At 63.6% G+C, this 23437-nt stretch carries 19 protein-coding genes and 1 pseudogene; 10 read left to right on the forward strand and 10 right to left on the reverse strand.

Features of this window, described 5'->3' with window-relative positions; all coding sequences use genetic code 11:
* Positions 1 to 3: 3 nt before the first annotated feature.
* The 4 genes from NUV89_RS16140 to NUV89_RS16155 form a co-directional block, all read right to left on the reverse strand.
* Positions 4 to 900, reverse strand: coding sequence for a TIGR03915 family putative DNA repair protein (locus NUV89_RS16140; protein WP_257782112.1), 897 nt, complete (start codon positions 898 to 900; stop codon positions 4 to 6).
* Positions 897 to 2117 (reverse strand): putative DNA modification/repair radical SAM protein, encoded by a 1221-nt coding sequence (locus NUV89_RS16145; protein WP_257782113.1) that lies wholly within the window; start codon positions 2115 to 2117, stop codon positions 897 to 899. The genes NUV89_RS16140 and NUV89_RS16145 overlap by 4 nt, the downstream gene beginning before the upstream one ends.
* A 66-nt stretch (positions 2118 to 2183) precedes the next feature.
* On the reverse strand, positions 2184 to 3521 hold the full coding sequence (locus tag NUV89_RS16150; protein ID WP_017735479.1) for a lysine N(6)-hydroxylase/L-ornithine N(5)-oxygenase family protein: 1338 nt from the start codon (positions 3519 to 3521) through the stop codon (positions 2184 to 2186).
* A gap of 120 nt (positions 3522 to 3641) precedes the next feature.
* On the reverse strand, positions 3642 to 4124 hold the full coding sequence (locus NUV89_RS16155) for a sigma-70 family RNA polymerase sigma factor (RefSeq protein WP_257782114.1): 483 nt from the start codon (positions 4122 to 4124) through the stop codon (positions 3642 to 3644).
* A gap of 259 nt (positions 4125 to 4383) precedes the next feature.
* Between NUV89_RS16155 and NUV89_RS16160 the strand changes: the two genes are divergently transcribed.
* From NUV89_RS16160 to NUV89_RS16190, 7 genes and pseudogenes are all read left to right on the forward strand, one after another.
* Positions 4384 to 5553 (forward strand): efflux RND transporter periplasmic adaptor subunit, encoded by a 1170-nt coding sequence (locus NUV89_RS16160; RefSeq protein ID WP_257782115.1) that lies wholly within the window; start codon positions 4384 to 4386, stop codon positions 5551 to 5553.
* Position 5554: 1 nt separating this feature from the next.
* The gene (locus NUV89_RS16165; RefSeq protein WP_257782116.1) at positions 5555 to 7528 is read left to right on the forward strand and encodes a MacB family efflux pump subunit; all 1974 of its coding nucleotides are present in this window, start codon (positions 5555 to 5557) and stop codon (positions 7526 to 7528) included.
* Positions 7521 to 8921, forward strand: coding sequence for an efflux transporter outer membrane subunit (locus NUV89_RS16170; RefSeq protein WP_257782117.1), 1401 nt, complete (start codon positions 7521 to 7523; stop codon positions 8919 to 8921). Before NUV89_RS16165 ends, NUV89_RS16170 begins: the two co-directional genes overlap by 8 nt.
* 107 nt (positions 8922 to 9028) lie before the next feature.
* Complete coding sequence (locus tag NUV89_RS16175) at positions 9029 to 9778, forward strand: alpha/beta hydrolase (protein ID WP_257782118.1); 750 nt, start codon at positions 9029 to 9031, stop codon at positions 9776 to 9778.
* A 64-nt stretch (positions 9779 to 9842) separates the two neighbouring features.
* Positions 9843 to 9977 (forward strand): annotated as a pseudogene (locus NUV89_RS16180) (GntR family transcriptional regulator); the annotation flags it as partial.
* Between the two features lie 247 nt (positions 9978 to 10224).
* Entirely contained in the window at positions 10225 to 11088 is an 864-nt protein-coding gene (locus NUV89_RS16185; RefSeq protein WP_257782119.1) for a LysR family transcriptional regulator, read from the forward strand.
* Positions 11089 to 11160: 72 nt separating this feature from the next.
* Entirely contained in the window at positions 11161 to 12261 is a 1101-nt protein-coding gene (locus NUV89_RS16190) for an SMP-30/gluconolactonase/LRE family protein (RefSeq protein ID WP_257782120.1), read from the forward strand.
* Between the two features lies 1 nt (position 12262).
* On the opposite strand, the gene NUV89_RS16195 is transcribed toward NUV89_RS16190, so the two are convergent.
* From NUV89_RS16195 to NUV89_RS16215, 5 genes are all read right to left on the reverse strand, one after another.
* The gene (locus NUV89_RS16195) at positions 12263 to 12625 is read right to left on the reverse strand and encodes a hypothetical protein (RefSeq protein ID WP_257782121.1); all 363 of its coding nucleotides are present in this window, start codon (positions 12623 to 12625) and stop codon (positions 12263 to 12265) included.
* Between the two features lie 2 nt (positions 12626 to 12627).
* Entirely contained in the window at positions 12628 to 13623 is a 996-nt protein-coding gene (locus NUV89_RS16200; protein ID WP_257782122.1) for a hypothetical protein, read from the reverse strand.
* Between the two features lie 138 nt (positions 13624 to 13761).
* A complete protein-coding gene (locus NUV89_RS16205) occupies positions 13762 to 14826 on the reverse strand; it encodes a lipocalin-like domain-containing protein (RefSeq protein WP_257782123.1) in 1065 nt (354 codons plus the stop codon).
* The gene (locus tag NUV89_RS16210) at positions 14816 to 17278 is read right to left on the reverse strand and encodes an FtsX-like permease family protein (protein ID WP_257782124.1); all 2463 of its coding nucleotides are present in this window, start codon (positions 17276 to 17278) and stop codon (positions 14816 to 14818) included. Before NUV89_RS16210 ends, NUV89_RS16205 begins: the two co-directional genes overlap by 11 nt.
* Before the next feature lies 1 nt (position 17279).
* A complete protein-coding gene (locus NUV89_RS16215) occupies positions 17280 to 17948 on the reverse strand; it encodes an ABC transporter ATP-binding protein (RefSeq protein WP_257782125.1) in 669 nt (222 codons plus the stop codon).
* Positions 17949 to 18223: 275 nt separating this feature from the next.
* Between NUV89_RS16215 and NUV89_RS16220 the strand changes: the two genes are divergently transcribed.
* The 3 genes from NUV89_RS16220 to NUV89_RS16230 all read left to right on the forward strand — a co-directional run bounded on the left by NUV89_RS16220 (position 18224) and on the right by NUV89_RS16230 (position 22241).
* Positions 18224 to 18898 carry a histidine phosphatase family protein gene (locus NUV89_RS16220; RefSeq protein ID WP_257782126.1) on the forward strand — a complete coding sequence of 225 codons (675 nt, stop codon included), beginning with the start codon at positions 18224 to 18226 and terminating at the stop codon, positions 18896 to 18898.
* A gap of 170 nt (positions 18899 to 19068) precedes the next feature.
* Positions 19069 to 20724, forward strand: a complete 1656-nt coding sequence (gene arnT / locus NUV89_RS16225) for a lipid IV(A) 4-amino-4-deoxy-L-arabinosyltransferase (protein WP_257782127.1) — start codon at positions 19069 to 19071, stop codon at positions 20722 to 20724.
* On the forward strand, positions 20721 to 22241 hold the full coding sequence (locus NUV89_RS16230) for a glycosyltransferase family 39 protein (RefSeq protein WP_257782128.1): 1521 nt from the start codon (positions 20721 to 20723) through the stop codon (positions 22239 to 22241). The genes arnT and NUV89_RS16230 overlap by 4 nt, the downstream gene beginning before the upstream one ends.
* Positions 22242 to 22244: 3 nt before the next feature.
* On the opposite strand, the gene NUV89_RS16235 is transcribed toward NUV89_RS16230, so the two are convergent.
* Positions 22245 to 23162 (reverse strand): ATP-binding cassette domain-containing protein, encoded by a 918-nt coding sequence (locus tag NUV89_RS16235; protein WP_257782129.1) that lies wholly within the window; start codon positions 23160 to 23162, stop codon positions 22245 to 22247.
* Positions 23163 to 23437 lie beyond the last annotated feature (275 nt).

Below are 23437 nucleotides of genomic sequence, written 5' to 3' on the forward strand. Positions count from 1 at the left end.
CAGTTAAAAATCAAGTGACTGACACTCCGCTTTCGCGAGCAAGCCCGCTCCCACACAAGCCAGCTCCACATTGACCGGGTTCGCAATTCTTTTACCCGGTTTGGCGCCAATCAATTTGGCCTGCCCATCCTTCTGCTTCCCCGTCCGCGCTTCGCTGATTAACCCCGGGATCAACTTGCCCTCCGGCAGGTTCTTCCAGAACCGGCTCGGCAAGTGCCCTTCCATCACCTTGGGATTCAACCGCGCCGGATTGAAGATATGGCTGTAGTACGTCAACCACATCTCGCTGTGGGGGTCCTCGACATTCTGTGCCAGTTGCCGCCACGCCTCGGGGCATTCGCGCTGATGAAGGAGCTGCTCACCGTCGTAATACACCCCGTCCAGCGGCGTGGCGATCATCCAGCGATGGCGGCCCATGCGCCCGACAAAATGCTGGCTGGCGGATTTCAAGATATCGTGCGCCGGCTCATGCCACGCGACGTATTCCGGCAACTCGGGCCCCGCCTCAGCCGGCAACGCAATAAAACGCACAAACGCGTGCAGGTGATGCGCCTCACGATGTACCTGCTTGATCCGCCGCTGCAACTCGCTGCCCAACTTGTCCCCCGCCAACATCGCCGTGCGGTCGCCATGACTCACGCGCCACAGCACTTCATACAACAGGCTCCAACGCTGCTCGCCGTGGTAGCAGGCCGCCGACTCCAGTAACTCCAGCAACGCCTTGGGCACCCGCGTCTGGAACGGCCCCGGCCCTGGCGGAATTGACACATCGGTGGCAAACAGGTCCGCCACCTCGGCCTCGCCCCAACTCACCTGGCTGGGGTCGACCTGATGGCTGAGCAACCAGCGCGCCTGTTCGCGCCAGGTGCTGAAGAGGTTGTCGCATTCCAGGCCGATCATCCCCAAAGCCCCATTTGCTGCGGCTGCGGGCGGTCGCGCAGTTGTTCGCGCAACAGCACGCTGGTGCGCTCTGCCTGTTGCGGGTGGTAGTCGCTGGTGATGAAAAACGGCTTGGCCTTGGCCAATACGCAGCGCATGCGCGCCAGGTCTTCGAAGCGGATCTTGCGTTCGCGGCGCAGGTCCACCAGGCGCTGGGTGGTGCGCAGGCCGATGCCGGGGATGCGGGCGATCAGGGTCGGTTCGGCGCGGTTCAGGTCCAGGGGGAACACGTCGCGGTGTTCCAACGCCCAGGCCAGTTTGGGGTCGATGTCCAACGCCAGGTGGCCGGGGCCTGCGAACAGTTCATTGGCGCTGAAGCCGTAGCTGCGCAACAGGAAGTCGGCCTGGTACAAGCGGTGCTCGCGCATCAGCGGCGGCGCAGCCAGGGGCACGCTTTTCGGGCTGTTGGGGATGGGGCTGAACGCCGAGTAGTACACGCGGCGCAACTTGAAACTGCCGTACAACGCCTCGGCACCGTGGAGGATGGTGCTGTCATCGGTGTCGTCGGCACCGACGATCAGCTGCGTGCTTTGCCCGGCCGGGGCGAAACGCGGCGCACGGGGTTCGTTGCGCACCGTCTGCTCGCCGGTGTAGATGGTCTGCATGGCCTGCTTGATCGACACGATCTTTTTTTCCGGGGCCAGGGTCTGCAGGCTCGCCTCGGTGGGCAATTCGATGTTCACGCTCAGGCGATCGGCATAGCGCCCGGCCTCGGCAATCAGCGCCGGATCGGCATCGGGAATGGTCTTGAGGTGGATATAGCCGCGAAAGTCATGCTCTTCACGCAGCAGCTTGGCCACACGCACCAACTGCTCCATGGTGTAGTCGGACGAGCGGATGATGCCGGAGCTGAGAAACAGCCCGCTGACGCAATTGCGCCGGTAGAAATCCAGGGTCAGGCTGACCACCTCCTCCGGGCTGAAGCGTGCACGGGGCACGTCGCTGGAACGGCGGTTGACGCAGTATTGGCAGTCGTAGAGACAGAAGTTGGTGAGCAACACCTTGAGCAACGACACACAGCGCCCGTCCGGTGTGTAGCTGTGGCAAATGCCCATGCCATCGGTGGAGCCCAGCCCGGCCTTGCCCTCGGAGCTGCGCTTGGGCGCGCCGCTGCTGGCGCAGGACGCGTCGTACTTGGCGGCGTCGGCAAGGATGCTGAGTTTTTCGATCAACTGCATGGAGGGCTACCGGTACTGGTTTTTTGTACAGTATCAGCCAGCCCACCCTGTCACAAGTGCAGCTTGTCAGCTCGCAGTAGCGAGTAGCAGGTCCTGCACCGAACGCCCCTTGCCCCGGCTGCGGTCATGCTCGTACAGCGACGCCGCAATCTCATCCGCGCGAATCGGCAGCACTGACAGCAAGGTATCGCTCAAACCATGGCTGGCCTGGCTGAAGCCCTGGATGTAGATGCCGGCCTTGCAGCGCTCGTCGGTGACGATGCGGTAGTCGCGGGCCACTTCGAAATCGCCCATATAGGCTTCCAGCGGCGCCAGCAGGGCGCGGTGGGTCTGGCGCTCGTAGCCGGTGGCGAGGATCACCGCGTCGTAATGGCTGACACTGGTTTCGCCGTTGGCGTTGTTGCGCAGCGCCAGCTCGATGCCCAGCGGGCCTGGCGTGGCTTTCTCCACAACGGTCATGGTGCGGAACGCCTGGCGCGCGATGCCGGAGACTTTCTGGCGATAGAAGATGCCGTAGATGCGTTCGATCAGGTCCAGGTCCACCACCGAATAGTTGGTGTTCTGGTATTCGGCCACCAGGCGCTCACGCTCGGCGCCGACTTGCTGGAACACCAGGTCGGTGAACGCCGGCGAGAACACTTCGTTGACGAACGGGCTGTCATCCGCCGGCTTCAGCGCCGAACCGCGCAGGATCATGTCGACTTGCACTGAGGGGAAGCTGTCGTTGAGGTCGATAAACGCCTCGGCCGCGCTCTGCCCGCCGCCGATGATCGCGATGCGCATCGCCTTGCCGTCGACACAGGGCTGCTGGGCCATGCGTTCCAGGTACTGGGAGTGATGGAACACCCGGCTGTCGCCCTTGAGCGCCTTGAACGCCTCGGGAATGCGCGGCGTGCCACCGGCGCTGACCACCACCGAACGGGTGGTGCGCACATGCTGCTCGCCCAGCGCATCGCGGGAGATCACGCGCAGCGCTTCAACCTGCTGTTGATGCAGGATCGGCTCGATGGCCAGCACTTCCTCGCCATAATGGGCCTGGGCCTGGAACTGCCCGGCGACCCAGCGCAGGTAGTCGTTGTACTCCATGCGGCACGGATAAAAGGTGCCCAGGTTGATGAAATCCACCAGGCGGTCGTGGGCTTTCAGGTAATTGACGAAGGAATACGGGCTGGTGGGGTTGCGCAGGGTCACCAGGTCCTTGAGGAAGGAAATCTGCAGTTCACTCTGGGTCACCAGGGTATTGCCGTGCCAGCGGTAGTCGGCTTGCTTGTCGAGAAACAGCACGTCCAGTTTGCCCTGGGCTTTTTCGCGCTCCTGGAGGGCGATGGCCAGCGCCAGGTTCGAAGGGCCGAAACCGATACCGATCAGGTCGTGAACCGCGGGCGAAGCAATTGCCTGTGTCATTCCAGTGTCCTCTGGATAAGCCCCTTGGCGGTGGGGCGGGAATACCTTTCAAGACCTGCACAACAGGTCGTGTGTTGATAGGAAACGAGGACAGTGAAATAAAATTTAACCGATTGCCGATCAGTGCCCTTCCCACTCGCGCATCCGCAGCCGGCAGTGCTTCATCGCGTTGACGATGTGTTTTTCCACGAGGCTGCGGGAAATACCCAGGCGATCAGCGATTTGCGGGTGGGACAGGCCGTCGAGCTTGCGCAGCAGGAAACTGTCGCGGCAGGCCGCCGGCAATTCCGCCAGTGCGCGCTCGACCAAGGCCAGGCGCTGGCTGTGGTCATGGCTGGCATGGGGCGAATAGTTGGAGAAGCGCTCTTCGGCGTCCAGCACTTCCAGCGGTTCGTTCTGGCGCGCCGCGTTGCGCCGGTGCCCGTCGATCACTAGGTTCAGCGCGGTGCGGTACAAAAACGCACGGGGTTGGTCGATCGGTGTGTCGCTGGAGCGCTCCAGCACCCGCACATAAGCGTCATGCACCACATCTTCGGCCACCTGACGGTTGCCCAGCTTGGCGTTGAGGAAACACACCAGCTCGCGATAGTAGTTTTCCAACATGACTCCCGACCGCCTGGAGAGGCAGGCTCCGATCCTTGTGCGCTGTAAGAAAGATTCCCAAACGATGATGGCAGTTTGAGTGCGTGCAATTTATAGTAATTCTCATCTACTTTTAAAGCAGTCTCGTATCAATGGACGATTTTTTTACGCAATGGAGGCGTAACCGTTTGTGTAACCGCCTAAATCCCCGTGCAATTTCCTCGTTTAACTGTCAGCTCTGCGCAACTGCGCTCCGATATTCCCCGGCTGGAACCCAAGCATGAAACGCTCTCGACCTGCCCGACGCGCGCTGCTGGTGATCGCGTGCCTGATTCCCCTACTCGGCGTTGCGGCCTGGCAGGTGTTGCCTCCGGGCCGCGACACCCTGGCCACCGTCACCGTGACCCGCGGCAACATTGAAAACAGCGTCACCGCCCTGGGCACCCTGCAACCGCGCCGCTATGTGGACGTGGGTGCCCAGGCGTCCGGGCAGATCCAGAAGATCCACGTCGAAGCCGGCGACCACGTCAAGGAAGGCCAGTTGCTGGTGGAAATCGACCCGTCCACGCAAAAAGCCAAGCTCGACGCCAGCCGCTACGCCATCGAAAACCTCAAGGCGCAGTTGCAGGAACAAAAAGCCCTGCACGAGTTGGCACGCCAGAAACACCAGCGCCAGCAACGCCTGGAAGCCGGCAACGCGACCCGCGAAGAAGACGTGCAAACCGCCAAGGCCGAACTGGGCGCCACCCAGGCGCGGGTCGCGATGTTCCAGGCGCAGATCCTCGAAGCCCAGGCCAGCCTGCGCAGCGACGAAGCCGAGTTGGGCTACACGCGCATCTATGCGCCCATGGACGGTACCGTGGTCGCGGTGGACGCCCGTGTCGGCCAGACCCTTAACAACCAGCAGCAGACCCCGCTGATCCTGCGCATCGCCAAGCTGTCGCCGATGACTGTGTGGGCCGAAGTCTCGGAAGCCGACATCGGCCACGTCAAACCGGGCATGACCGCGTATTTCACCACCCTCAGCGGCGGCAACCGGCGCTGGACCAGCACCGTGCGGCAGATCCTGCCGATCCCGCCCAAGCCCTTGAACGAAACCCAGGGCAGCGGCAGCCCGAGCAGTTCCGGCAAGACCGGCACCGGCCGCGTGGTGCTGTACACCGTGCTGCTGGACGTGGACAACACCGACAACACGCTGATGGCCGAGATGACTGCCCAAGTGTTTTTTGTCGCCAGCCAGGTCAAGGACGCCCTCACCGCCCCGGTTGCCGCGCTGCAAGGCAGCCACAACGCCGACACGCAGATCGCCCGCGTGGTCGCCAAGAACGGCAGCATCGAAGAACGTCAAGTGCGCCTGGGCATCAGCGACCGCCTGCGCGTCGAGGTGCTGCACGGCTTGAACGAAGGCGATCACCTGCTGATCGGCCCGGCTGACGGCAACGGGGGTTGAGTTGACCACGCCCCTGATCGAACTCAAGAACATCCGCAAGTCCTACGGCGGCGGCGACAGCCCGCAGGTCGATGTGTTGCGCGGCATTGACCTGTCGATCCATGCCGGGGAGTTTGTCGCGATTGTCGGCGCGTCCGGCTCTGGCAAGTCGACGCTGATGAATATCCTCGGCTGCCTCGACCGCCCCACCGCTGGCGAGTACCTGTTCGCCGGGGAAAACGTTGCCCATCTGGACAGCGACGCGCTGGCCTGGCTGCGCCGGGAAGCGTTCGGGTTTGTGTTCCAGGGCTACCACCTGATCCCGTCGGGTTCGGCCCAGGAAAACGTCGAGATGCCGGCCATCTATGCCGGCATCAGCGCCACGGAGCGCCACGCCCGCGCCAAGGCCCTGCTCACGCGCCTGGGGTTGGCCGACCGCACCGCCAACCGTCCGCACCAACTCTCCGGCGGCCAGCAGCAACGGGTGTCGATTGCCCGGGCGCTGATGAACGGCGGCCATATCATCCTCGCCGACGAGCCCACCGGCGCCCTCGACAGCCACAGCGGCGCCGAGGTGATGATCCTGCTCGACGAACTGGCGAGCCAGGGCCACGTGGTCATCCTCATCACCCACGACCGCGAAGTGGCGGCGCGGGCCAACCGCATCATCGAGATCCGCGACGGCTTGATTATCAGTGATTCAGCCGACGATCCCAGCTACGTGCCGGCGGTTGCCAACAGCGACGCCCTGCAAGCCGTGGACCTGCGCCAGCGCCTGGCCGACGGCGCCGAGCACAACGGCGCCTGGAAAGCCGAGCTGGTGGACGCGGTACAGGCCGCCTGGCGGGTGATGTGGATCAACAAGTTCCGCACCGCCCTGACCTTGCTGGGGATCATCATCGGCGTGGCCTCGGTGGTGGTGATGCTCGCGGTGGGCGAAGGCAGCAAGCGCCAGGTCATGGCACAGATGGGCGCGTTTGGCTCCAACATCATTTACCTCAGCGGTTCCTCGCCCAACCCGCGCACGCCGTTGGGCATCGTCACCCTCAACGATGTGGCGGCGCTGGCGGCGTTGCCGCAGGTCAAGCGCATCATGCCGGTCAACGGCAGCGACGCCGGGATTCGCTTCGGCAACCTCGACTACCTGGCGTATGTGGGCGGCAACGACATCAACTTCCCGGACATCTTCAACTGGCCGGTGGTCGAGGGCAGTTACTTCACCGAGGCGGATGAACGCGCCGGCGCCACCGTCGCGGTGATCGGCCATCGCATCCGCGAGAAATTGTTCAAGGACGTGCCGACGCCCATCGGCCAATACATCCTCATCGAAAACGTGCCGTTCCAGGTGATCGGCGTGCTCGCGGAAAAGGGCTCCAGCTCCGGCAACAAGGACAGCGACGACCGCGTCGCCATCCCCTACACCGCCGCCAGCGTGCGCCTGTTCGGCACCTACAACCCGGAATACGTGGCGATTGCCGCCGCCGATGCGCGCAAGGTCCACGAGGCCGAACAGGCCATCGACCAGTTGATGCTCAAGCTGCACAACGGCAAGCGCGATTACCAGTTGACCAACAACGCGGCGATGATCCAGGCCGAGGCGCGCACGCAGAACACGCTGTCGCTGATGCTTGGCTCGATTGCCGCGATCTCCTTGTTGGTGGGCGGCATTGGGGTGATGAACATCATGCTGATGACCGTGCGCGAGCGCACCCGTGAGATCGGTATCCGCATGGCCACCGGGGCGCGGCAGCGCGACATCCTGCGCCAGTTCCTCACCGAGGCGGTGATGCTCTCGGTGGTGGGCGGCCTGTTCGGCATCGCCCTCGCCTTGCTGGTGGGTGGCGTGCTGGTGCTGGCCGAAGTGGCGGTGCAGTTTTCCCTGGTGGCGGTGCTCGGCGCGTTTGGCTGTGCGCTAGTCACCGGTGTCATCTTCGGCTTTATGCCGGCCCGTAAAGCTGCCCGGCTCGATCCGGTTAAGGCGTTGACCAGTGAATAAATCCTCCCTTTACCTGCCCGGCCTGTGCCTGTTGCTCAGCGCCTGTGCCGGTCAGCCGCCCGCTACCGACAGCGGCATCGCCGCACCCGCCGCCTGGCAATACGCCGAACGGGATGCGGCGCAGGCCATCAACGGCCGTTGGTGGACGCAATTCGCCAGCCCGCAGCTCAACCGCTTGATCGACCAGGCGCGGCGCGACAGTTTCGACGTGGCCGCCGCCATGGCCCGTGTGCGCCAGGCCCAGGCCAGCGCGGTGATCGCCGGTGCGCCGATGCTGCCCGAGGTGAATTTCAACCTCACCGCCAGCCGCGAAAGGCTGCTGCGCGGCAGTGGCAATTCGGACCTGAATGCCACCGAAAGCAACAACACCGTCAACAGCTTCGACGCCAACCTCACCGCCAGCTACGAGCTGGACTTCTGGGGCGGCCGCGCCGCCGCCCGCGACAGCGCCGTGCAGACCCTGCGCGCCAGCGAGTTCGACCGCGCCACGGTGGAGCTGACCCTGCTCAGCAACGTCGCCGACCGCTACGCGCAAACCCTCGCCGCGCGCCAGCGCCAACAGATCGCCGAGCGCAACCTGGCCAATGCGCGCAACGTGCTCGACCTGGTACAGACGCGCTACAACGCCGGTTCCGCCACCGCCCTGGAACTGGCCCAGCAGAAAAGCCTGGTGGCCAGCCAGCAGCGGCAACTGCCGTTGATCCAGCAATTGGCCGAAGAATCCCAGATCACCCTCGCCGCCCTGCTCGGCCAGCCGGTGCAAGCCGTGGACCTGGGCAGCGAAACGTTCCACACGCTGAGCTGGCCGAGCATCGGCCCCGGCGTGCCGAGCCAGTTGCTCAGCCGGCGCCCCGACCTGGCCCAGGCCGAGGCGCAACTCGCTGCCGCAAGCGCCGACGTGACCGTCGCCCGCGCCGCCATGCTGCCCACGGTGACCTTGGGCGCCACCCTCGGCAGTGGCGCCTACAAGGCCAACGAAATCCTGCGCAGCCCGTTCTACACTCTGACCTCCGGGCTGGTGGCGCCGATCTTCAACAACGGCCGTTTAAGCGCCGAGCGTGACAAGGCCCGCGCACGCCAGGATGAGCTGCTGCAAACCTACCGCGGCGCGATCATCAATGGCTTTGCCGATGTGGAAAAAGCCCTCAGCAGCATCAACCGCCTTGACCAGCAGCGCCAATGGCAAACCGAGGAACTGCACCAGGCACAGACCGCCTTCGGCATCGCTGAAAGCCGCTACCAGGCGGGCGCCGAGGACTTGCTGACGGTACTGGAAACCCAGCGCACCCTGTACGCGGCCCAGGACTTGAACGTGCAACTGCGCTTGTCTCGACTACAAGCCAGCATCGCCTTGTACAAGGCATTGGGTGGCGGTTGGAAAACCGACATCTGATAAACAAAAGTCTTCTTTCGTACACCTGACGTCTGTTCAACCTACATTCATCAACCCCGGGTCCTTGGTAAAAAAGCCGCTATCTCACGGCTGCCTGGGACCTCTTGATGACTGTCGCAAAAACCTTGATGTGCGCAGCCCTGTGGCTGGCTGCAAGCCTTGCCCACGGCATGCCGTTGATCCGCCCCACCGCCATCGACTGGCAGCTGGACTGCCACCTCCCCGCCCTTGCACACCTGCAACCCGACGTACTGGAGCGCACCCAGTGCGCCATCGTCACCGTGCCACGCAACTATGCCTCGCCCCGCCAAGGCAGCCTGCGCCTGTACCTGACCCGCGTAGGCGCCCGCGACCCGCTGAGCCGTGAAGGCGTGGTCTTCGCCCAGCCCGGCAACAGCCCCCAGGCCAACCACAGCGGCACCTTCGCGATCGTCCTGGCGAGCAGTTGGGGCGCCTATGCCACCCAGGCCTATCGCACCTTGCTCAATCGCTACGACGTCATCGAACTCACGTCCCGCGACCTCAACCAGGAGAACGGGGTCGAACACGCCGCCAGGGACATGGAGTTCGTTCGCGCCCAGCTCGACGAACCGCAGTTGTATTACCTGGGCAGCGCCGACGCCACACGCCTGGGCAATCGCTACGCCACGCTGTTTCCCGAACGTGTCGCGCGCATGGTGCTGGTCAACACCGCTCCCGGCGAGACCAGCGCGCCGCTGGTTGACCAACTGCACCTCAAGGAACCCGTCACGCCAGGCTCCAGCGGCTGCGTCAACCAATGGGTCGGCGACTTCCTGATCTATGGCAAGCAACCGCCACCGTCCACACGCTGCCTCGACCCGGGTGATTGGGAGTAATCACCCGCTAGCGACCTGTTCCCGCCGAAAACGACACCCGGCGTTGATACGATCAATCGAACCTATGCTAAGCCGCCCGCTGAAACGCAAACGCCAGAAGCGGTCCGACGTGATTGTCGAATCGCTTAAGGCCCTGGAAGTCGAGGGTTGGGTGAATACGCGCACCGGGGCCAGTGGCGGCGTGTACTTGAACCAGGCCTTGGCTCGGTGTCCCGTAATCCGCCATGGATTTGGGGGCCGCACAGCACGGCGGCCTGATAGCCGACCGGGTCTCTGGAACTGGCGCGTTCCCCTGTGGGAGCTGGCTTGCCTGCGATGGCATCGCCTGGGTTTGCCTGATTTTCCGAGGTGTCTGCATCGCAGGCAAGCCAGCTCCCACACAAGCCAGCTCCCACAGGTCCAACTGCATTCCACTACAATGCCCCCCATTCATACCCGGGGGCTTCATGGACATCGAACTGGCACGCACCTTCCTCGAAATCACCCGCTGCGGCAGCCTCGCCGCAGCAGCCGAGAAACTGCACGTCACCCAGACCGCCATCACCGCGCGGGTCAAAAGCCTGGAGAGCCAGCTCGGCAGCACGCTGTTTATCCGCAACCGCGCCGGCGCCCGCCTGACCGCCGACGGCGAAGCCTTCGTGGTCTACGCCAACCAGCTGCTGCAAACCTGGGAAGCGGCGCGCCGCGACCTGCCGTTGCCCGACGGTTATCGCAATGTGCTGCATATCGGCGGCGAGGTCAGCCTGTGCAACCCCTTGATGCTCGGCTGGGCCCAGGCCCTGCGCGAACATATCCCCGGGCATGCGCTGCGCACCGAAGTGCGCGAGGGCGAGTACCTGCTGCGCCAACTGGAACTGGGGGTGCTCGACGCTGCGCTGGTGTTCCAGCCGCAATACTGGCCGGGGTTGCAGGTGGAGCAGGTGCTGGAAGAAAAACTGATCCTGGTGCAGTTGGTCAGCAAGCCGGCGCCCTACGTGTATATCGACTGGGGCCCGGGCTTTCGCCAGCAGCATGACGCGGCCCTGCCCGACAAGGCGCGGGCCGCGCTGAGTTTCAATCTCGGGCCGCTGGCCTTGCAGTACATCCTCGAAAACGGCGGTGCCGGGTACTTCCGCACGCGGGTGGTGCAGAGCTACCTGGACAGCGGCCTGATGCGCCGCGTGCCAAAGGCGCCGGAGTTCAGTTTCCCCACCTACCTGGTGTATTCGCGAGCACGGGACTCGGCGGTGTTGCAGCACGCACTGGAACTGCTGCGTGGCGTGGTCAAGGCCGAGGGTGACTGGTCGCAACGCTGGGACCCAGTACTTTGAAACACAAACGCGACTAGCAGATTTTTCCAGCCGGACTACGCTCAAGCACCATCAAAAAAGCCAGGAGGCGGCATGCGTATCCGCTCACGAAAACTGCGTCACCTGCTGTTTGTCCTGCTGCTGGCGGTGGTGGCCTTCCTGTTGCTGATGCCCACCAAGGTGCAACCGGTGAACTGGGCGCCGCCAGAGGCGCCGTCGATGACGCACGGGCCCTACGCCGACAACCAACGCCTCAAGGGCGTAGAAAAAACCGGCGCCCAGGGCATCGCCGGGCCCGAAGCGCTGGTGCTGGATGCCGAAGGCTTCCTGCTCAGCGGCCTGCATGACGGGCGCATCATCCGCACCGCCCCTGGCAGCGCCACCCTGGAGGTGCTGGCCAACACCGGCGGGCGCCCCCTGGGCCTGGCGCTGCACCCGGATGGGCGCTTGATTATTGCCGACGGCATCAAGGGCCTGCTCGCGCTGGATACCAACCGCCAACTCACCACCCTGAGCACCACGGCCAACGGCGTGCCCTTCGGGTTTACCGATGACGTAATCGTCGACGCCAGCGGGCGCTACGCCTACTTCAGCGATGCGTCGAGCCGCTGGGGTTACGGCCAGGATGGCGAAGCGGTGATCGAACACGGCGGCGACGGCCGCCTGCTGCGCTATGACTTCAGCAACGCCAGCACCGAGGTGTTGCTGGAGCATCTGCAATTTGCCAACGGCGTGGCCTTGGGCCCGGACGAAAACTACGCGCTGGTGAATGAAACCGGCGCCTATCGCATCAGCCGCTACTGGCTCAAGGGCGAACGTGCCGGCAGCCATGACCTGTTTATCGACAACCTGCCGGGCTTGCCGGACAACCTCAGTTTTAATGGCCGGGATCGTTTCTGGGTGGCCCTGTATTCGCCGCGCAATCCGCTGCTGGATAGCTTTGCCGGGTACCCGATGCTGCGCAAGGTGTTGGTACGGGCGTTGATGGTGGTGCCCAAGCCGATCGAGCGTAAGGCGTTTGTGTTGGGGTTGGATGTCGAGGGCAAGGTAATCGCGAACTTGCAGGATGGCAGCGCGGGGAATTACTCGCCGATCACTACGGCAAGAGAGTATGGGCAGTGGTTGTACCTGGGGTCGTTGAAGGAGACGGGGATGGCGCGGGTGGCGTTGGGGGTGGTGATTGCGGGGGAGTGAGTCACCAGTTGTGCCAGATGGACCAGATGACGGATGCAAAAAACCAGATCACCGCTAAGCGATAAGGCCACAGCGCCCACCGTTTGAGGGCGACAGGAACAGATGCCAATTCGGCCTCGGTCACGAGGCCGGCCTTGATGTGAGTCTTTGGCATTGAAAGGAAGTCGACCATCAGGCGCATACGGTGAAACTTGTCAATCGGCTGGTTCCTTCCCCAGAAACGCTTATTTCTGCGAACCTTTTCGTTTTCACTGAAGTAGCTTTCCAACTCGTCGAGCTTTCTATATTCCGCGAAGAGCATCAGCCCCCAGATGACGAACGCCCCAGCCATCAACACGATGCTGTAAACGAGAAAAAAAGACATGGTTACGCCCCTTCTGGTTCAAAGATGAACGTGCCATCGACCTCAATGATCTTTCCCCCTAAAAGGGCACCTGTATCACCAAAAAACGAGCCCCCTGCATACCCTCCCGCAGCACCGCCAATAATTCCACAGGTCAGCTCACCACGCGCTTTCAAACCCACCGCCAACACGATCTTGCATGCACGGCCAGCGATCGCAGCACCCGCTTTCCCCAAGATCGCCGCCCCCGTAACACCCCCCACCAACCGCCCACTCTCCACATACCTCGCCCGCCGACACTGCGCATCCCGCCCCTCCACACACGCCTCCTTGATCTTCAACCCTGCAACCCCCACATCCATCGCCAACCCCACATACGTGCCCTTCCCCAGCCACTTCGACGCCCGCGCAATCGCCGCCATGCGCTTGGCATACCCATCGATCTCGCCCTTGTGCAAATAGCTCTTGGTGGAAATCCCCAGCACGTTCTTCAACGACTGATTCCCGCGCAACCCCGTACCAAAACGCGCCGCGCCACGCACCTGGGTGTCCAGCAATTCAAACAAGACCTGACGCTGGCGAATAAACGCCTGGCGCTCCAAGCCGCCCGCCTTCAAGCGCTGATGCAACTGTTCGATCTCCTCCAGCGTGCGCAGCACCTCATCCAGATGCCGTGCCCACGTCGAGGTCGTGCTGCCGACGCCAATCGAGCCGTAGGTCAGCAAGCTCTGTAGCAGGTCATAGTCGTTGATCACTGCAGCCCCCGCCGCCGCATCCTGTTCCAGGTTGCGCCGCACTTCCTCCGCACGGCGCATCAACCACGCCTCCTCCCAGGAACAGGTGACGCTGTAGGTATCGGGAATCACCACCAGTTGCCCCCGCGTCACCAAACCGTGGCGCAAGTGGTGGTTCAACACATCAAAATGGTCCGAACGCTCGCGACTCAAACCGTGGCCCATCAAGCGGGTTTTCAAACTGGTGAGATCAATCACTTCATTGTTGATATAGCCCTGCGCCATGCCCCACATCCCGAATCCACTGGAGATGGCGTCGAAATATAAGCAAGCGCTCCCGCCCCGGACACAAGCCCGAGGGGGTCGAAAATCAGTTTGGGAAGTTGCCTACATAGGCGAAGAAACGCTGCTTACAGAAAACCGCTAATACCCAGTCATTTCCAGGTAACCCACCCCACCATCAAACCGCACCGGCCCTTCCCAGTAGGGAATGCTCAGGTTCATCCAGGCATTCGGGTTGACCGCCTCCGTCGTGATATCCAGCTGCTTGCCGGGAATTTTCAGCGACCAGCGCGTGGGAATCCTGCGTCCGTCGATGTCAGTAGTGGCCAAGGGCGTCAGTTGGATATCGGCGTTGTGCAAGGTCTCGGTGTGGCCCTGCTGATCGATCCAGGTGCCGGTGAGGTAACCCGGACCGTCCTGCTGGCGCACGCGAAACAGCATCAAGTGTTCGCCGCGATCCAAGTGCAGGGAAAACCAGTCCCAACCGCTCTGATTGGCGGCGAGGGGTTGGCTGCTCCATTCGCGATCCAGCCACGCCGGGCCGCTGACGTGATAGGTGGTGCCGTCAATACGCACACTGCCCGTGGCGCTGAAAAACGGCTGGCTGTAGTAGTACGACGCCTGGCCCTGGTCGGACTTGCGGCTGTAACCCTGCTCACCTTGCAGCACCAACGGGCGGCTGGACGTCAGGTGCAGGTCATAGGCGAACTGCGGGCCGCTGGCCGTGAGTTGCATGTCCGCCAGCGGGCTGGCGGCGCCGGGGCGGGAGGCGAAGTTCCAGTCGTCGATCCAGGCATTGAACGGCACCGCCTGCGCGCCCGCCTGGCCGACGCCGCCACGGGCGTAGCGTTCGGCGGCGTAGTGGCGCGTGGCAGAGGTGACGGCGGCGTGGCCCAACCACACCGTGGCGTCGCGCCAGCCAGGCTGCGTCGGCCCAGCCTGGAGGGCGTTGCGAAACAGCGTCCATTGCACGCCGAACAGGTTGCCCTCGGCGTCCTTGAGATTCGCGGTGACGTACCACCACTCAATGCGAAAACCATCATGGGGGCCGTGGTCCCCAGGGAAACTGAACACCTTGCCGGGCACCACCTGGACAAAGTCCGCCGCCGCGCTGCCGAGGCCAGCGAAGCTCTCCTCTGGCGCCGGGGCGTTATCGCACCCGCTCAACAGCAACAGCAGCGCCCCCATCAGCGGCTTAATCTTCATGGGCAAAAGTCCTCAACAAATCCGCCGGGCGGCTGCGGTACAGCTGCCACAGCGGCCAGGCCGACGCCAGCAACGTCGCCAGCAGCGCCAGGCCCAACAACTGCGCAAGCTGCCACGGGAACACCTGCAACGGCAGGCGCCAACCGAACGCCTGCACATTGATTACCGCATCCAGGCACCACGCCAGCAACAGGCCCAGGGGCAGCGCGAGGATCAGCGTGAGCGCGGCCAGCAGCCAGGTCTGCCCCAGGTTCAGCAGCATCAATTGCCGGCGCGTCACCCCCAGCGCCCACAGCGGCGCGAGCTGGCCGAGGCGGCTCTGGCTCTGGCTCAGCAGGCTGATAAACAAGGCCACGCCGGCGACGCCGAGGGTCAGGCTGTTGAGGGCGGCGGTGGCGGCGAAGGTGCGTTCGAAGACCTGGCTGGACCACCCCTTGAGCTGCTGTTGATCGACGATGCGGCTGTCTTCCAGGGCGAACACCCGTTGCACTTCAGCCACCAGTGCCGGCACATCCTGCGGTTGCACCCGCAGGTTGAAGCGCGCCGGTGACAGGGTCGGCCAGTGCGCCAGCAGGTGCCGGGCATTGACCAGCAGATGCCCCTTGGGGTTGCCGTAGTCGGCGTAGATCCCCACCACCTGCGGCGCCCACGCACCCTGTGGCGTGGGGATAGCCAGCGTATCGCCCAGTTGCACGTTAAGGCGTCGCGCCAGTTGCTCGCTGAGCATCACCGTGTCGCCGTTGAGCAATTGGTCCCAGGGATCACTGGCCGCCTCCAGCAACGGCCAGTGCTGGCGATAGGTCGGGTCATCGACCACGCCAAACAGATCCGCCGGCCAGCCTTGCAGTTGCACCGCGACTTGCCAGGTGGGCAGTACGGTTTGCACCTGCGGTTGCGCCTGCAGCCAGGTCTGCAGTTGCGCCGACTGCGCGGGATTTTGCGGATTAAGGTACAACTCGGCCGTCAGGCGCTGCTCCAGCCAGTGGGTGAAGGTCTGGCGAAAACCCGAGGTCATGGAGCCCGCGCCGATATTCGCCGCCAGCGCCAACAGCAACGCCATCAGCGCCAGGCTCAAGGCCGGAAGTTGCTGGCGGCAATCGGCGAGAAACCAATGGCCGAGCACCGAGCGGCTGCGCCCCAGCAGCGCCTTGAGCAGCCCGTTGAGCATCACCGGCAAGCCCAGTGCGGCGCCCAGCAACAGCGTCGCCATCAACACAAACCCGGCGGCCAGGCTGTCGCCGAGCAGCAAGGCCAGCAGCGCGATCAGCAGTGCAGCGGCCGCCACCCAACCCTGGCGACGCAACCAGCGCCCATGGGCCTCATGCCAGGCCTGGGCGTTGGCCAACGCCAGCAATGGCAAGCGCGCCGCACGCCACAGGCTGTTGGCACCAGCGAGCAATGCCCCGAGCAGGCTCAGCCCCAACCCGGCAGCCCACCAGCCTGGGCTCAGGCTTAGTTGGCCGGGCACTTCGGCGCCATACAGGCCGCGCAGGCTGGCGGCAACATCCGGCAGCAACAGGCTGGCCAGCAGGTAGCCGCTGGCGACGCCAAGCACACCACCGAGCAAGGCCAGCACGCCCAATTCCACCCCCAGGCTGAGAATCAACAACCGCGCGCTGACCCCGCAAGCGCGCAACGTGCGCAGCAGGCCACGGCGTTGCTCCAGGGCCAGGCCGATGGCGGCGTGCACGATAAACAGCCCCACCACAAAGGACAGAAAGCCCAGGGCGTCGAGGTTCAGATGGAAGCTTTCGGTCAGGCGCGACAGATTGTTGTCCTCACCCTGTTTCAGCTGCAAACCCTCCGGTGGCGTGGGATGGCTGGCAGCAAAGGCCTTGTCCACCAGCAAGCGCGACAAGCGGCCAGGCATATCCAGCAACGGCTGGGCAAAGCCGATATCGGTCAGCAACACGCCGGGCGCCATGTCCGCTTGGGCTTGCAGGGGTGGCAATTGGTGGCCGCTCAACGTCAGCGGCTGCTGCCCCTCACGCAGGCCCAAGGCCTGCAAAGTCTGCGGAGCAATCCAGGTACGCCCCGGCGGCGCAAAAAACGCCAGCATCTGCGCCTGGCTCAAACGCTGCCCCGCCACCGCGCCGCTGCCGGGTAACGACAGCGGCTCAATACCCATCAGTTGCAAACGCGTATCGGCATGCCCTTGCAGTTGCACCCGCCCCTGCACCACCGGTGACACCGGCCACCCGCCCCGGCGCAACTGGGCGAACAGCGCCTGGGGGAAACTGGCCCCGTCCGGCGCACTGAGGCTGGCCTGGGGTTCACCGCCGATCAATTGGCTGGCGCGGGCGTAACTGTCCCGCGCCTGACTGTTCAGGGCCTGCACCCCGGTGAGCAACGCCGTGGCCAGCCACAACCCGGTGAGCACACTGAAAAACTGCACCGGATGGCGCCGCCAATGGCTCAGCAGCGCGCGCAACGCCCAATAAAATACCGCCATCTCACACGGCGCCCGCAGGCACGACATGCCCGCGATGCAGCACCACCTGGCGATCCAGGCGCGCGGCTATGCGTGGGCTGTGGGTGACCATCAACAGGCTGGTGGGGCTGTCGCGCAACAGGTCCAGGAGCAATTGCAGGACGTCATCGCTGGTGGCTTCGTCGAGGTTGCCGGTAGGTTCATCGGCCAACAGCAAGGCCGGGCGCGAGGCCAGAGCACGACCTACCGCGACCCGTTGCTGCTGGCCGCCGGAGAGCTGTTCGGGATAACGCTTGAGCAAGTCCCCCAGGCCCAGGCGCTCCACCAGATGCGCCTGCCAGTGCGCATCGAAGCGCCCCGCCAAACGCGCCTGGAAGGCCAGGTTGTCGTCCACGCGCAAACTGCCGATCAGGTTGAATTGCTGGAACACCAGGCCGATTTGCGTGCGCCGCCAATGGGCCAGTTGGGCCTCGTTGAGTTGATCTAGGCGCTGCTCGCCCACGGCAATGGTGCCGCCATCCAGCCGATCCAGGCCGGCCACCAGGTGCAGCAAGGTGCTCTTGCCGCTGCCGGACTCGCCCATCAGCGCCAGGCTGCTGCGCGCCGGCAGATGCAGATCCACACCCGCCAGCACCGCCAACGGGCCTTGCGGGGTGGCGTAGCTTTTAAAGACACCTTGCACCTGCAACATGGGAGCACTCACCAATGGACTGCCACCGAGGATAACGGCTGGTTCACGCGTCCACGCAAATTTTTCACATGGATTTCACCGGTTGCCCACTCGCCGTTCTCTACATTACCGGCCAAGTGTCACCGGTCGGCAACTTGTTAGTTGGCCCACCGGGCAACTTTATAACCGCAACGCGTTCAGCGAAAAGACAGCGGCCCTGTGACAGCCTCACGCTTCACTAAGGGCACTCGCCAAAGCCATTGCGCCTAACTCGTACAACATTGCCGACGGTGCCCATGGTGAATGAAGTGGTTGACCTTACCCTGACCAAACCGCGCTCGCCCCGGGCCTTTTTCAAGCGCCTGCGCAGGCTTTGGCTGGGGATTGGCGTGGTCGGTGTGCTGCTCGGTTGCAGCTTGCTGTGGCCGGCGTCCCCACGGGACCTGGGCGTCGGCAATCGCCTGCTCACCTCGCAAGTGATGCCGCTGTGGCGTGACGGCGACGTGATCGTGCTGGTGCGCCATGAAGAGCGCTGCGACCGCTCGAGCAACCCGTGCCTGGGCCCGGTCGAAGGGCTGACGGTCAGCGGCAGCCAACAGGCTGAAAACCTCGGCAAAGCCTTTGCGGCGCTGGGCATGGCAGGCAGCGACGTGTTGGCCAGCCCGGCCATCCGCACCGCCCAGACCGTGCGTTTCATGTTTGGCAAAAGCGACTTTACGTCCGGCGAGCGGGCCGTTTGCGGCACGGCCATGGGCGAGGAATTGCTCAGCCACAAGGTGCCGGGACGCAACCTGGTGTTCGTCACCCACAGCGGCTGCATCGCCGACTTCGAGAAGAGCCTGGGTTTCCCCCACGCCACCTTCCCGCAGTACGGCAGCTCCTTGTTCGTGCAGGTGTTGCCCAACGCCAAGTTCAAAGTATTGGGCATCGTCAACAACCAGAACTGGCCCAACGCACTCAAGCAGCTCTAACACTTCTCCATGTTCAGCCAAACGACAGCCATCTTCTGGCATGTTTAGCTGTGCCTGTTAGTTAAGGATGTCATGAACACTTTCAATAACTTAGTGGCAACTTCGATGGTTTGCGCTATGACTCTTATGTCCCAACTTTCATCCATCGAACGTCAAGGAGCGACGTTTTCATGATTCGCTTTAAACCCCTGCATCTGCTGTTGTTGGCCTTCGCCACGTTTTATCTGTTGCCCCTGGGCCTGCACGGCCTGTGGATCCCGGATGAAACCCGCTACGCCCAGATCAGCCAGGAAATGCTGCTGAGCGGCAACTGGGTCACCCCCCACTTCATGGGCGTGCGCTACTTCGAAAAACCTGCCGCCGGCTATTGGTTGATCGCCCTCGGCCAGGCGGTGTTTGGCCAGAACCTGTTCGGTGTGCGCATCGCCTCGGCCCTGACCACGGCGTTGAGCGTGTTACTGGCTTACCTGGTGGCGCGGCGGATGTGGCACGACCCACGCAAAAGCTTCGCCTGCGCCCTGCTCTACCTCAGCTTTGGCCTGGTTGCCGGGCAAGCGGGTTACTCCAACCTTGATCCGCAATTCACCTTCTGGGTCAACCTCAGCCTTGTCGCGCTGTGGTTTGCCCTCGACAGCCCCGCCACCCGTGGCCGCCTTATCTCGTGGACGGTGTTGGGCGTGGCCTGCGCCATGGGTTTCATGACCAAGGGCTTCCTCGCCTTGGCCCTGCCGGTGCTGATCGCCCTGCCCTATATGCTCTGGCAGCGCCGCCTGGGTGAGTTGCTGCGTTATGGCCCGCTGGCCGTGGCCGTGGCGCTGCTGCTCTGCCTGCCATGGGTGTGGGCGATTCATGTGCAAGAGCCGGACTACTGGCGGTTCTTCTTCTGGAACGAACACGTGCGCCGCTTCACTTCCGCCACCGCACAACACGCACGGCCGTGGTGGTTCTTCCTGCCGATCATGGTGGTGGCGTGCCTGCCCTGGGCGGGGATGCTGCCGGCCACGCTGACCAAAATGTGGCAACAACGGCGCCAGCCGGCGATCGCCTTCCTGGCCTTGTGGATGCTGTTGCCGCTGTTCTTTTTCAGCCTGAGCAACGGCAAGCTGCCGACCTACATCATGCCGTGCATGCTGCCCCTGGCGTTGCTGATGGGCCATGCGTTGACGGAGCTGTTGCAACAAGGCAAATCCCGCACGATCTGCCTCAACGGCCTGCTCAACTTTGCCATCGGCATGGTCGCGATGGTCGCGCTGATCTACCTGCAAATCAGCCGCCCGCCGTACGGCAACAGCCATGCGGAGATGTTCAGCCTGTCGTTGATCTTTATCGTGCTGTTGGGCTGGATTCTCGCCAACCTCCTACAAGCGTTTCGCCCGCTGACGCTGTGGGCGATGCCGGTGCTGGGCATTGGTTTGCTGGTGATCCTGTTGCCGGCGAGCATGCCGGCCCAGGTCACCGACAACGAGATGCCCGACCAGTTTGTGCTGGAACACCTCGACGAGCTCAAGCAAACCAGCGCCCTGCTCAGCAACGAACTGGAAAGCGCCAGCGCCCTGGCCTGGCGCCTGCAACGGCCAGAAGTGGGCTTGTATGAAACCGAAGGCGAGCTGCGCTATGGCCTGCAATACCCAGACAGCGTGCAGCGCAAAATCAGCCTGGACCAGGTGCAAGGCTGGTTGAAAGACGCGCGCCAGAAAGGTTCGGTGGGCGTGCTGGTGCGCGCCGGCAGCAGCAGCGAAATGCGCCAGGTCGGGCAACTGCCCCCCGGCGGCACCCGCTATGACAAGGGTTACCTGCAACTCATCATCTACCCGAAACTGCCATGAACCGGCTCATCCCACGCCAACACCGTGCCCTGCTGCTATTGCTCGCCGTCACGGCGCTGATGCTCGTGCCGGGCCTCGGTGGCCGTGACCTGTGGGGCCCGGAAACGCGCTGGGCCGACATCGCCTTGCACATGCTGCAAAGCGGCGACTACTTCGACCCTTACCTCAAGGGCCAGCCCTATTACGACAAGCCCCTGCCCTCCTATTGGCTAATCACCGGCCTGGCGCACGTGATGGGCGGCCTAGGCCCGTGGTCACTGCGCCTGCCCTCGGTGCTCGCCGCGTGGCTGAGCGTATGGCTGGTCTACCTCATCGGCGAGCGCCTGCTGCACAAGGGCACCGGCCTGGTCGCCGGCTGGATGCTCGCCACCACCTTCTATTTCATGTTCTGGGCGCGGGTCGCCACGGCAGATGTGCTCACGGTGTGCGGCGTGCTCGCGGCGGTGTGGTGGTATTGGCGCGGCCCGGAGGACACACGGCTGGGGCGCTACACGGTGTTTTTCCTGCTGCTGGCGCTGACGTCGCTGTTCAAGGGTTTGATCGGCTTCGTGCTGCCGGGCCTGGTGCTGCTGCCCCATCTGCTCAGCGAACAACGCTACAAACGCCACCTCAACCTGCGCCTGCTGCTGGCACTGCTGATCGCCGCAGCGGTGTATGCGGTGCCCTTCGTGTTATCCCACTTCTACGGCACCCCGACCTACGGCCAAAGCGGCCTGGCCCTGGTGTTCCGGGAAAACGTGGTGCGCTTCTTCGACCCGTTCGACCATATGGGGCCGATCTACACCTACCTGATCTACCTGCCCGCCTACACCCTGCCATGGGCGCCCTGCTGGTTGCTCGGCCTGTGGCTGGCCGTGCGCCACTGGCGCACTACGCCACCCAATGTGCGCTGGCTGGTGTGGGGCCTGGGCCTGCTGTTTGTGTTCTTCACCGCCAGTGGTAGCCGACGCAGCTACTACGTGCTGCCCCTGGTGCCCTTTGCCCAACTGCTCGGCGCCTGGTGGCTGCACGAATACCTGCTGAAAAAACCCGCCGCACGCCCCCGCTGGCGCACCGGTTTCGCCATCGCCGCCAGCCTGTTGCTGCTGATACTCGGCGTGGCCTACCCCTGGACCAACGGCAATGGCGGCGTGACCCGCTTCGCCGACGATGTGCGCGCCGAAGCGGTGAAAAGTGCACCCTGGAACCGATGGCAAATCGTGCTGGTGGAAGCCGACAACAAACTGCCGATGTACCTGCAAAACGGCGGCAAGCCTTTCTATTACGTCGCCGAAAACCAAGACTTTCCACGCCAGGGCGACAGCGCCGAATTCATGGCCTGGCTGGAAAAAACCAGCGGCCAGCGCTTCGATCCCCAGCACACGATCATCGTCGCGCAATACACCAGGGACGACCCGACGCCGTTGGCGTATCTGGGGGCGGATCATCAGGTGATCGTCACGCAACCGGACAATGGGGAACGGTTGTTCAAGGTGCGTAAGGAGGGAAGTGTGGCGTACGTGCCGGGGCAGCACTGAACCTCAGGGGCGGTTGAGCTTCCCGGGGGTCAATACCTCAACCGGCGCTGCGATAGCAGATACCTGCTCCCGCACCACCCGCCCCTCCGCCCGATTGCGGATAAATCCCGTCCGGGTAAACCGCTCAAGAAACGGCACCGACAGGTTCTGCTCCGGTAACGCGCTTTGCGTCGCATCGCCTAACAAGCTGTACGCCGCCGTCGGCAAATGCCGTGTGTTCACTTCACGGGTAATCCGCCCGTTTTCCAGGACGATTGCGCGGTTGGTCACCCGTTGCAGGTCGGACAAGCGCTGGGAGATGTAGAGGATGGCCACCCCTCGGCTGCGCTGGCTATCGACCAGTTCCAGCAGGCGCTCGGCGTCGGGGGCTGACAGGGCGGCGGTGGGTTCGTCGAGGATCAGCAAGCGCGGTTGCAGGGCGAAGGCGCGGGCGAGTACCAGCAGTTGGCGGTCGGCCTGGCCGAGGCGTTCGACCGGCAGTTGCAGCGGCAGGTCCAGGCCCAAGCCGGCGGCGATGGTTTCGGCGCGTTGCAGGAGGTTTTTGCGGTTGAGCAGGAAGTCCGCGCCGGGCAGGCAGAGTTCGTCGAGCAGCAGGTTTTCGGCAACGCTCAGGCCCGGGGCGATGCCTTCGTCGGGGCGCTGGTGGACCGCGACAATCCCCACCCGGCGTGCCGATAACGGCGAGATAAACCGTTGTCGCACCCCGTCGACCCACAGCTCACCGTCATCCGGCGCCAGGGTGCCGCCGAGGATGTTGACCAGGGTGGACTTCCCCGCGCCTTCCACCCCCAACAAACCCACGCCTTCGCCCGGGTATAGCTCCAGGCTGACCTGATCCAGCACCCGTTGGGTGCCAAAGGCCTTGCACAGGTCACGCGCGCGGACCAGGGGCTGGGGTGCAACGGCAACAGGGTTGCTCATGGCTAATCTCTAATGCGCTACGGTGACTCATTACAACGCGACGAGGCGCTGATTTACTCCGTGTAACAATGAGTTAGGTGGCGAATTAAAGGCAAAGCCTTATGAACAATCCAATAGCTGGATCGCATATGGATTGGTTTTTCAGTTATATGCGATGGGCGCTCAGCGTGTTGAATCCATTCAGCATCAGCCCTCTGTGGGAGCTGGCTTTTGTGGGAGCTGGCTTGCCTGCGATGCAGACGCCTCGGTATATCAGTCACACCCAGTCGATGCCA

Origin of the sequence: Pseudomonas sp. 18.1.10, assembly GCF_024655625.1 — a bacterium.
GTDB lineage: Bacteria > Pseudomonadota > Gammaproteobacteria > Pseudomonadales > Pseudomonadaceae > Aquipseudomonas.

What these genes read in the sequence shown, in the direction of transcription:
- NUV89_RS16140 (WP_257782112.1), bottom strand. Translation starts at nt 900, where the DNA reads ATGATCGGCCTGGAATGCGACAACCTCTTCAGCACCTGGCGCGAACAG.
- NUV89_RS16145 (WP_257782113.1), bottom strand. Translation starts at nt 2,117, where the DNA reads ATGCAGTTGATCGAAAAACTCAGCATCCTTGCCGACGCCGCCAAGTAC.
- NUV89_RS16150 (WP_017735479.1), bottom strand. Translation starts at nt 3,521, where the DNA reads ATGACACAGGCAATTGCTTCGCCCGCGGTTCACGACCTGATCGGTATC.
- NUV89_RS16155 (WP_257782114.1), bottom strand. Translation starts at nt 4,124, where the DNA reads ATGTTGGAAAACTACTATCGCGAGCTGGTGTGTTTCCTCAACGCCAAG.
- NUV89_RS16160 (WP_257782115.1), top strand. Translation starts at nt 4,384, where the DNA reads ATGAAACGCTCTCGACCTGCCCGACGCGCGCTGCTGGTGATCGCGTGC.
- NUV89_RS16175 (WP_257782118.1), top strand. Translation starts at nt 9,029, where the DNA reads ATGACTGTCGCAAAAACCTTGATGTGCGCAGCCCTGTGGCTGGCTGCA.
- NUV89_RS16185 (WP_257782119.1), top strand. Translation starts at nt 10,225, where the DNA reads ATGGACATCGAACTGGCACGCACCTTCCTCGAAATCACCCGCTGCGGC.
- NUV89_RS16190 (WP_257782120.1), top strand. Translation starts at nt 11,161, where the DNA reads ATGCGTATCCGCTCACGAAAACTGCGTCACCTGCTGTTTGTCCTGCTG.
- NUV89_RS16195 (WP_257782121.1), bottom strand. Translation starts at nt 12,625, where the DNA reads ATGTCTTTTTTTCTCGTTTACAGCATCGTGTTGATGGCTGGGGCGTTC.
- NUV89_RS16200 (WP_257782122.1), bottom strand. Translation starts at nt 13,623, where the DNA reads ATGGCGCAGGGCTATATCAACAATGAAGTGATTGATCTCACCAGTTTG.
- NUV89_RS16205 (WP_257782123.1), bottom strand. Translation starts at nt 14,826, where the DNA reads ATGAAGATTAAGCCGCTGATGGGGGCGCTGCTGTTGCTGTTGAGCGGG.
- NUV89_RS16210 (WP_257782124.1), bottom strand. Translation starts at nt 17,278, where the DNA reads ATGGCGGTATTTTATTGGGCGTTGCGCGCGCTGCTGAGCCATTGGCGG.
- NUV89_RS16215 (WP_257782125.1), bottom strand. Translation starts at nt 17,948, where the DNA reads ATGTTGCAGGTGCAAGGTGTCTTTAAAAGCTACGCCACCCCGCAAGGC.
- NUV89_RS16220 (WP_257782126.1), top strand. Translation starts at nt 18,224, where the DNA reads ATGGTGAATGAAGTGGTTGACCTTACCCTGACCAAACCGCGCTCGCCC.
- arnT (WP_257782127.1), top strand. Translation starts at nt 19,069, where the DNA reads ATGATTCGCTTTAAACCCCTGCATCTGCTGTTGTTGGCCTTCGCCACG.
- NUV89_RS16230 (WP_257782128.1), top strand. Translation starts at nt 20,721, where the DNA reads ATGAACCGGCTCATCCCACGCCAACACCGTGCCCTGCTGCTATTGCTC.
- NUV89_RS16235 (WP_257782129.1), bottom strand. Translation starts at nt 23,162, where the DNA reads ATGAGCAACCCTGTTGCCGTTGCACCCCAGCCCCTGGTCCGCGCGCGT.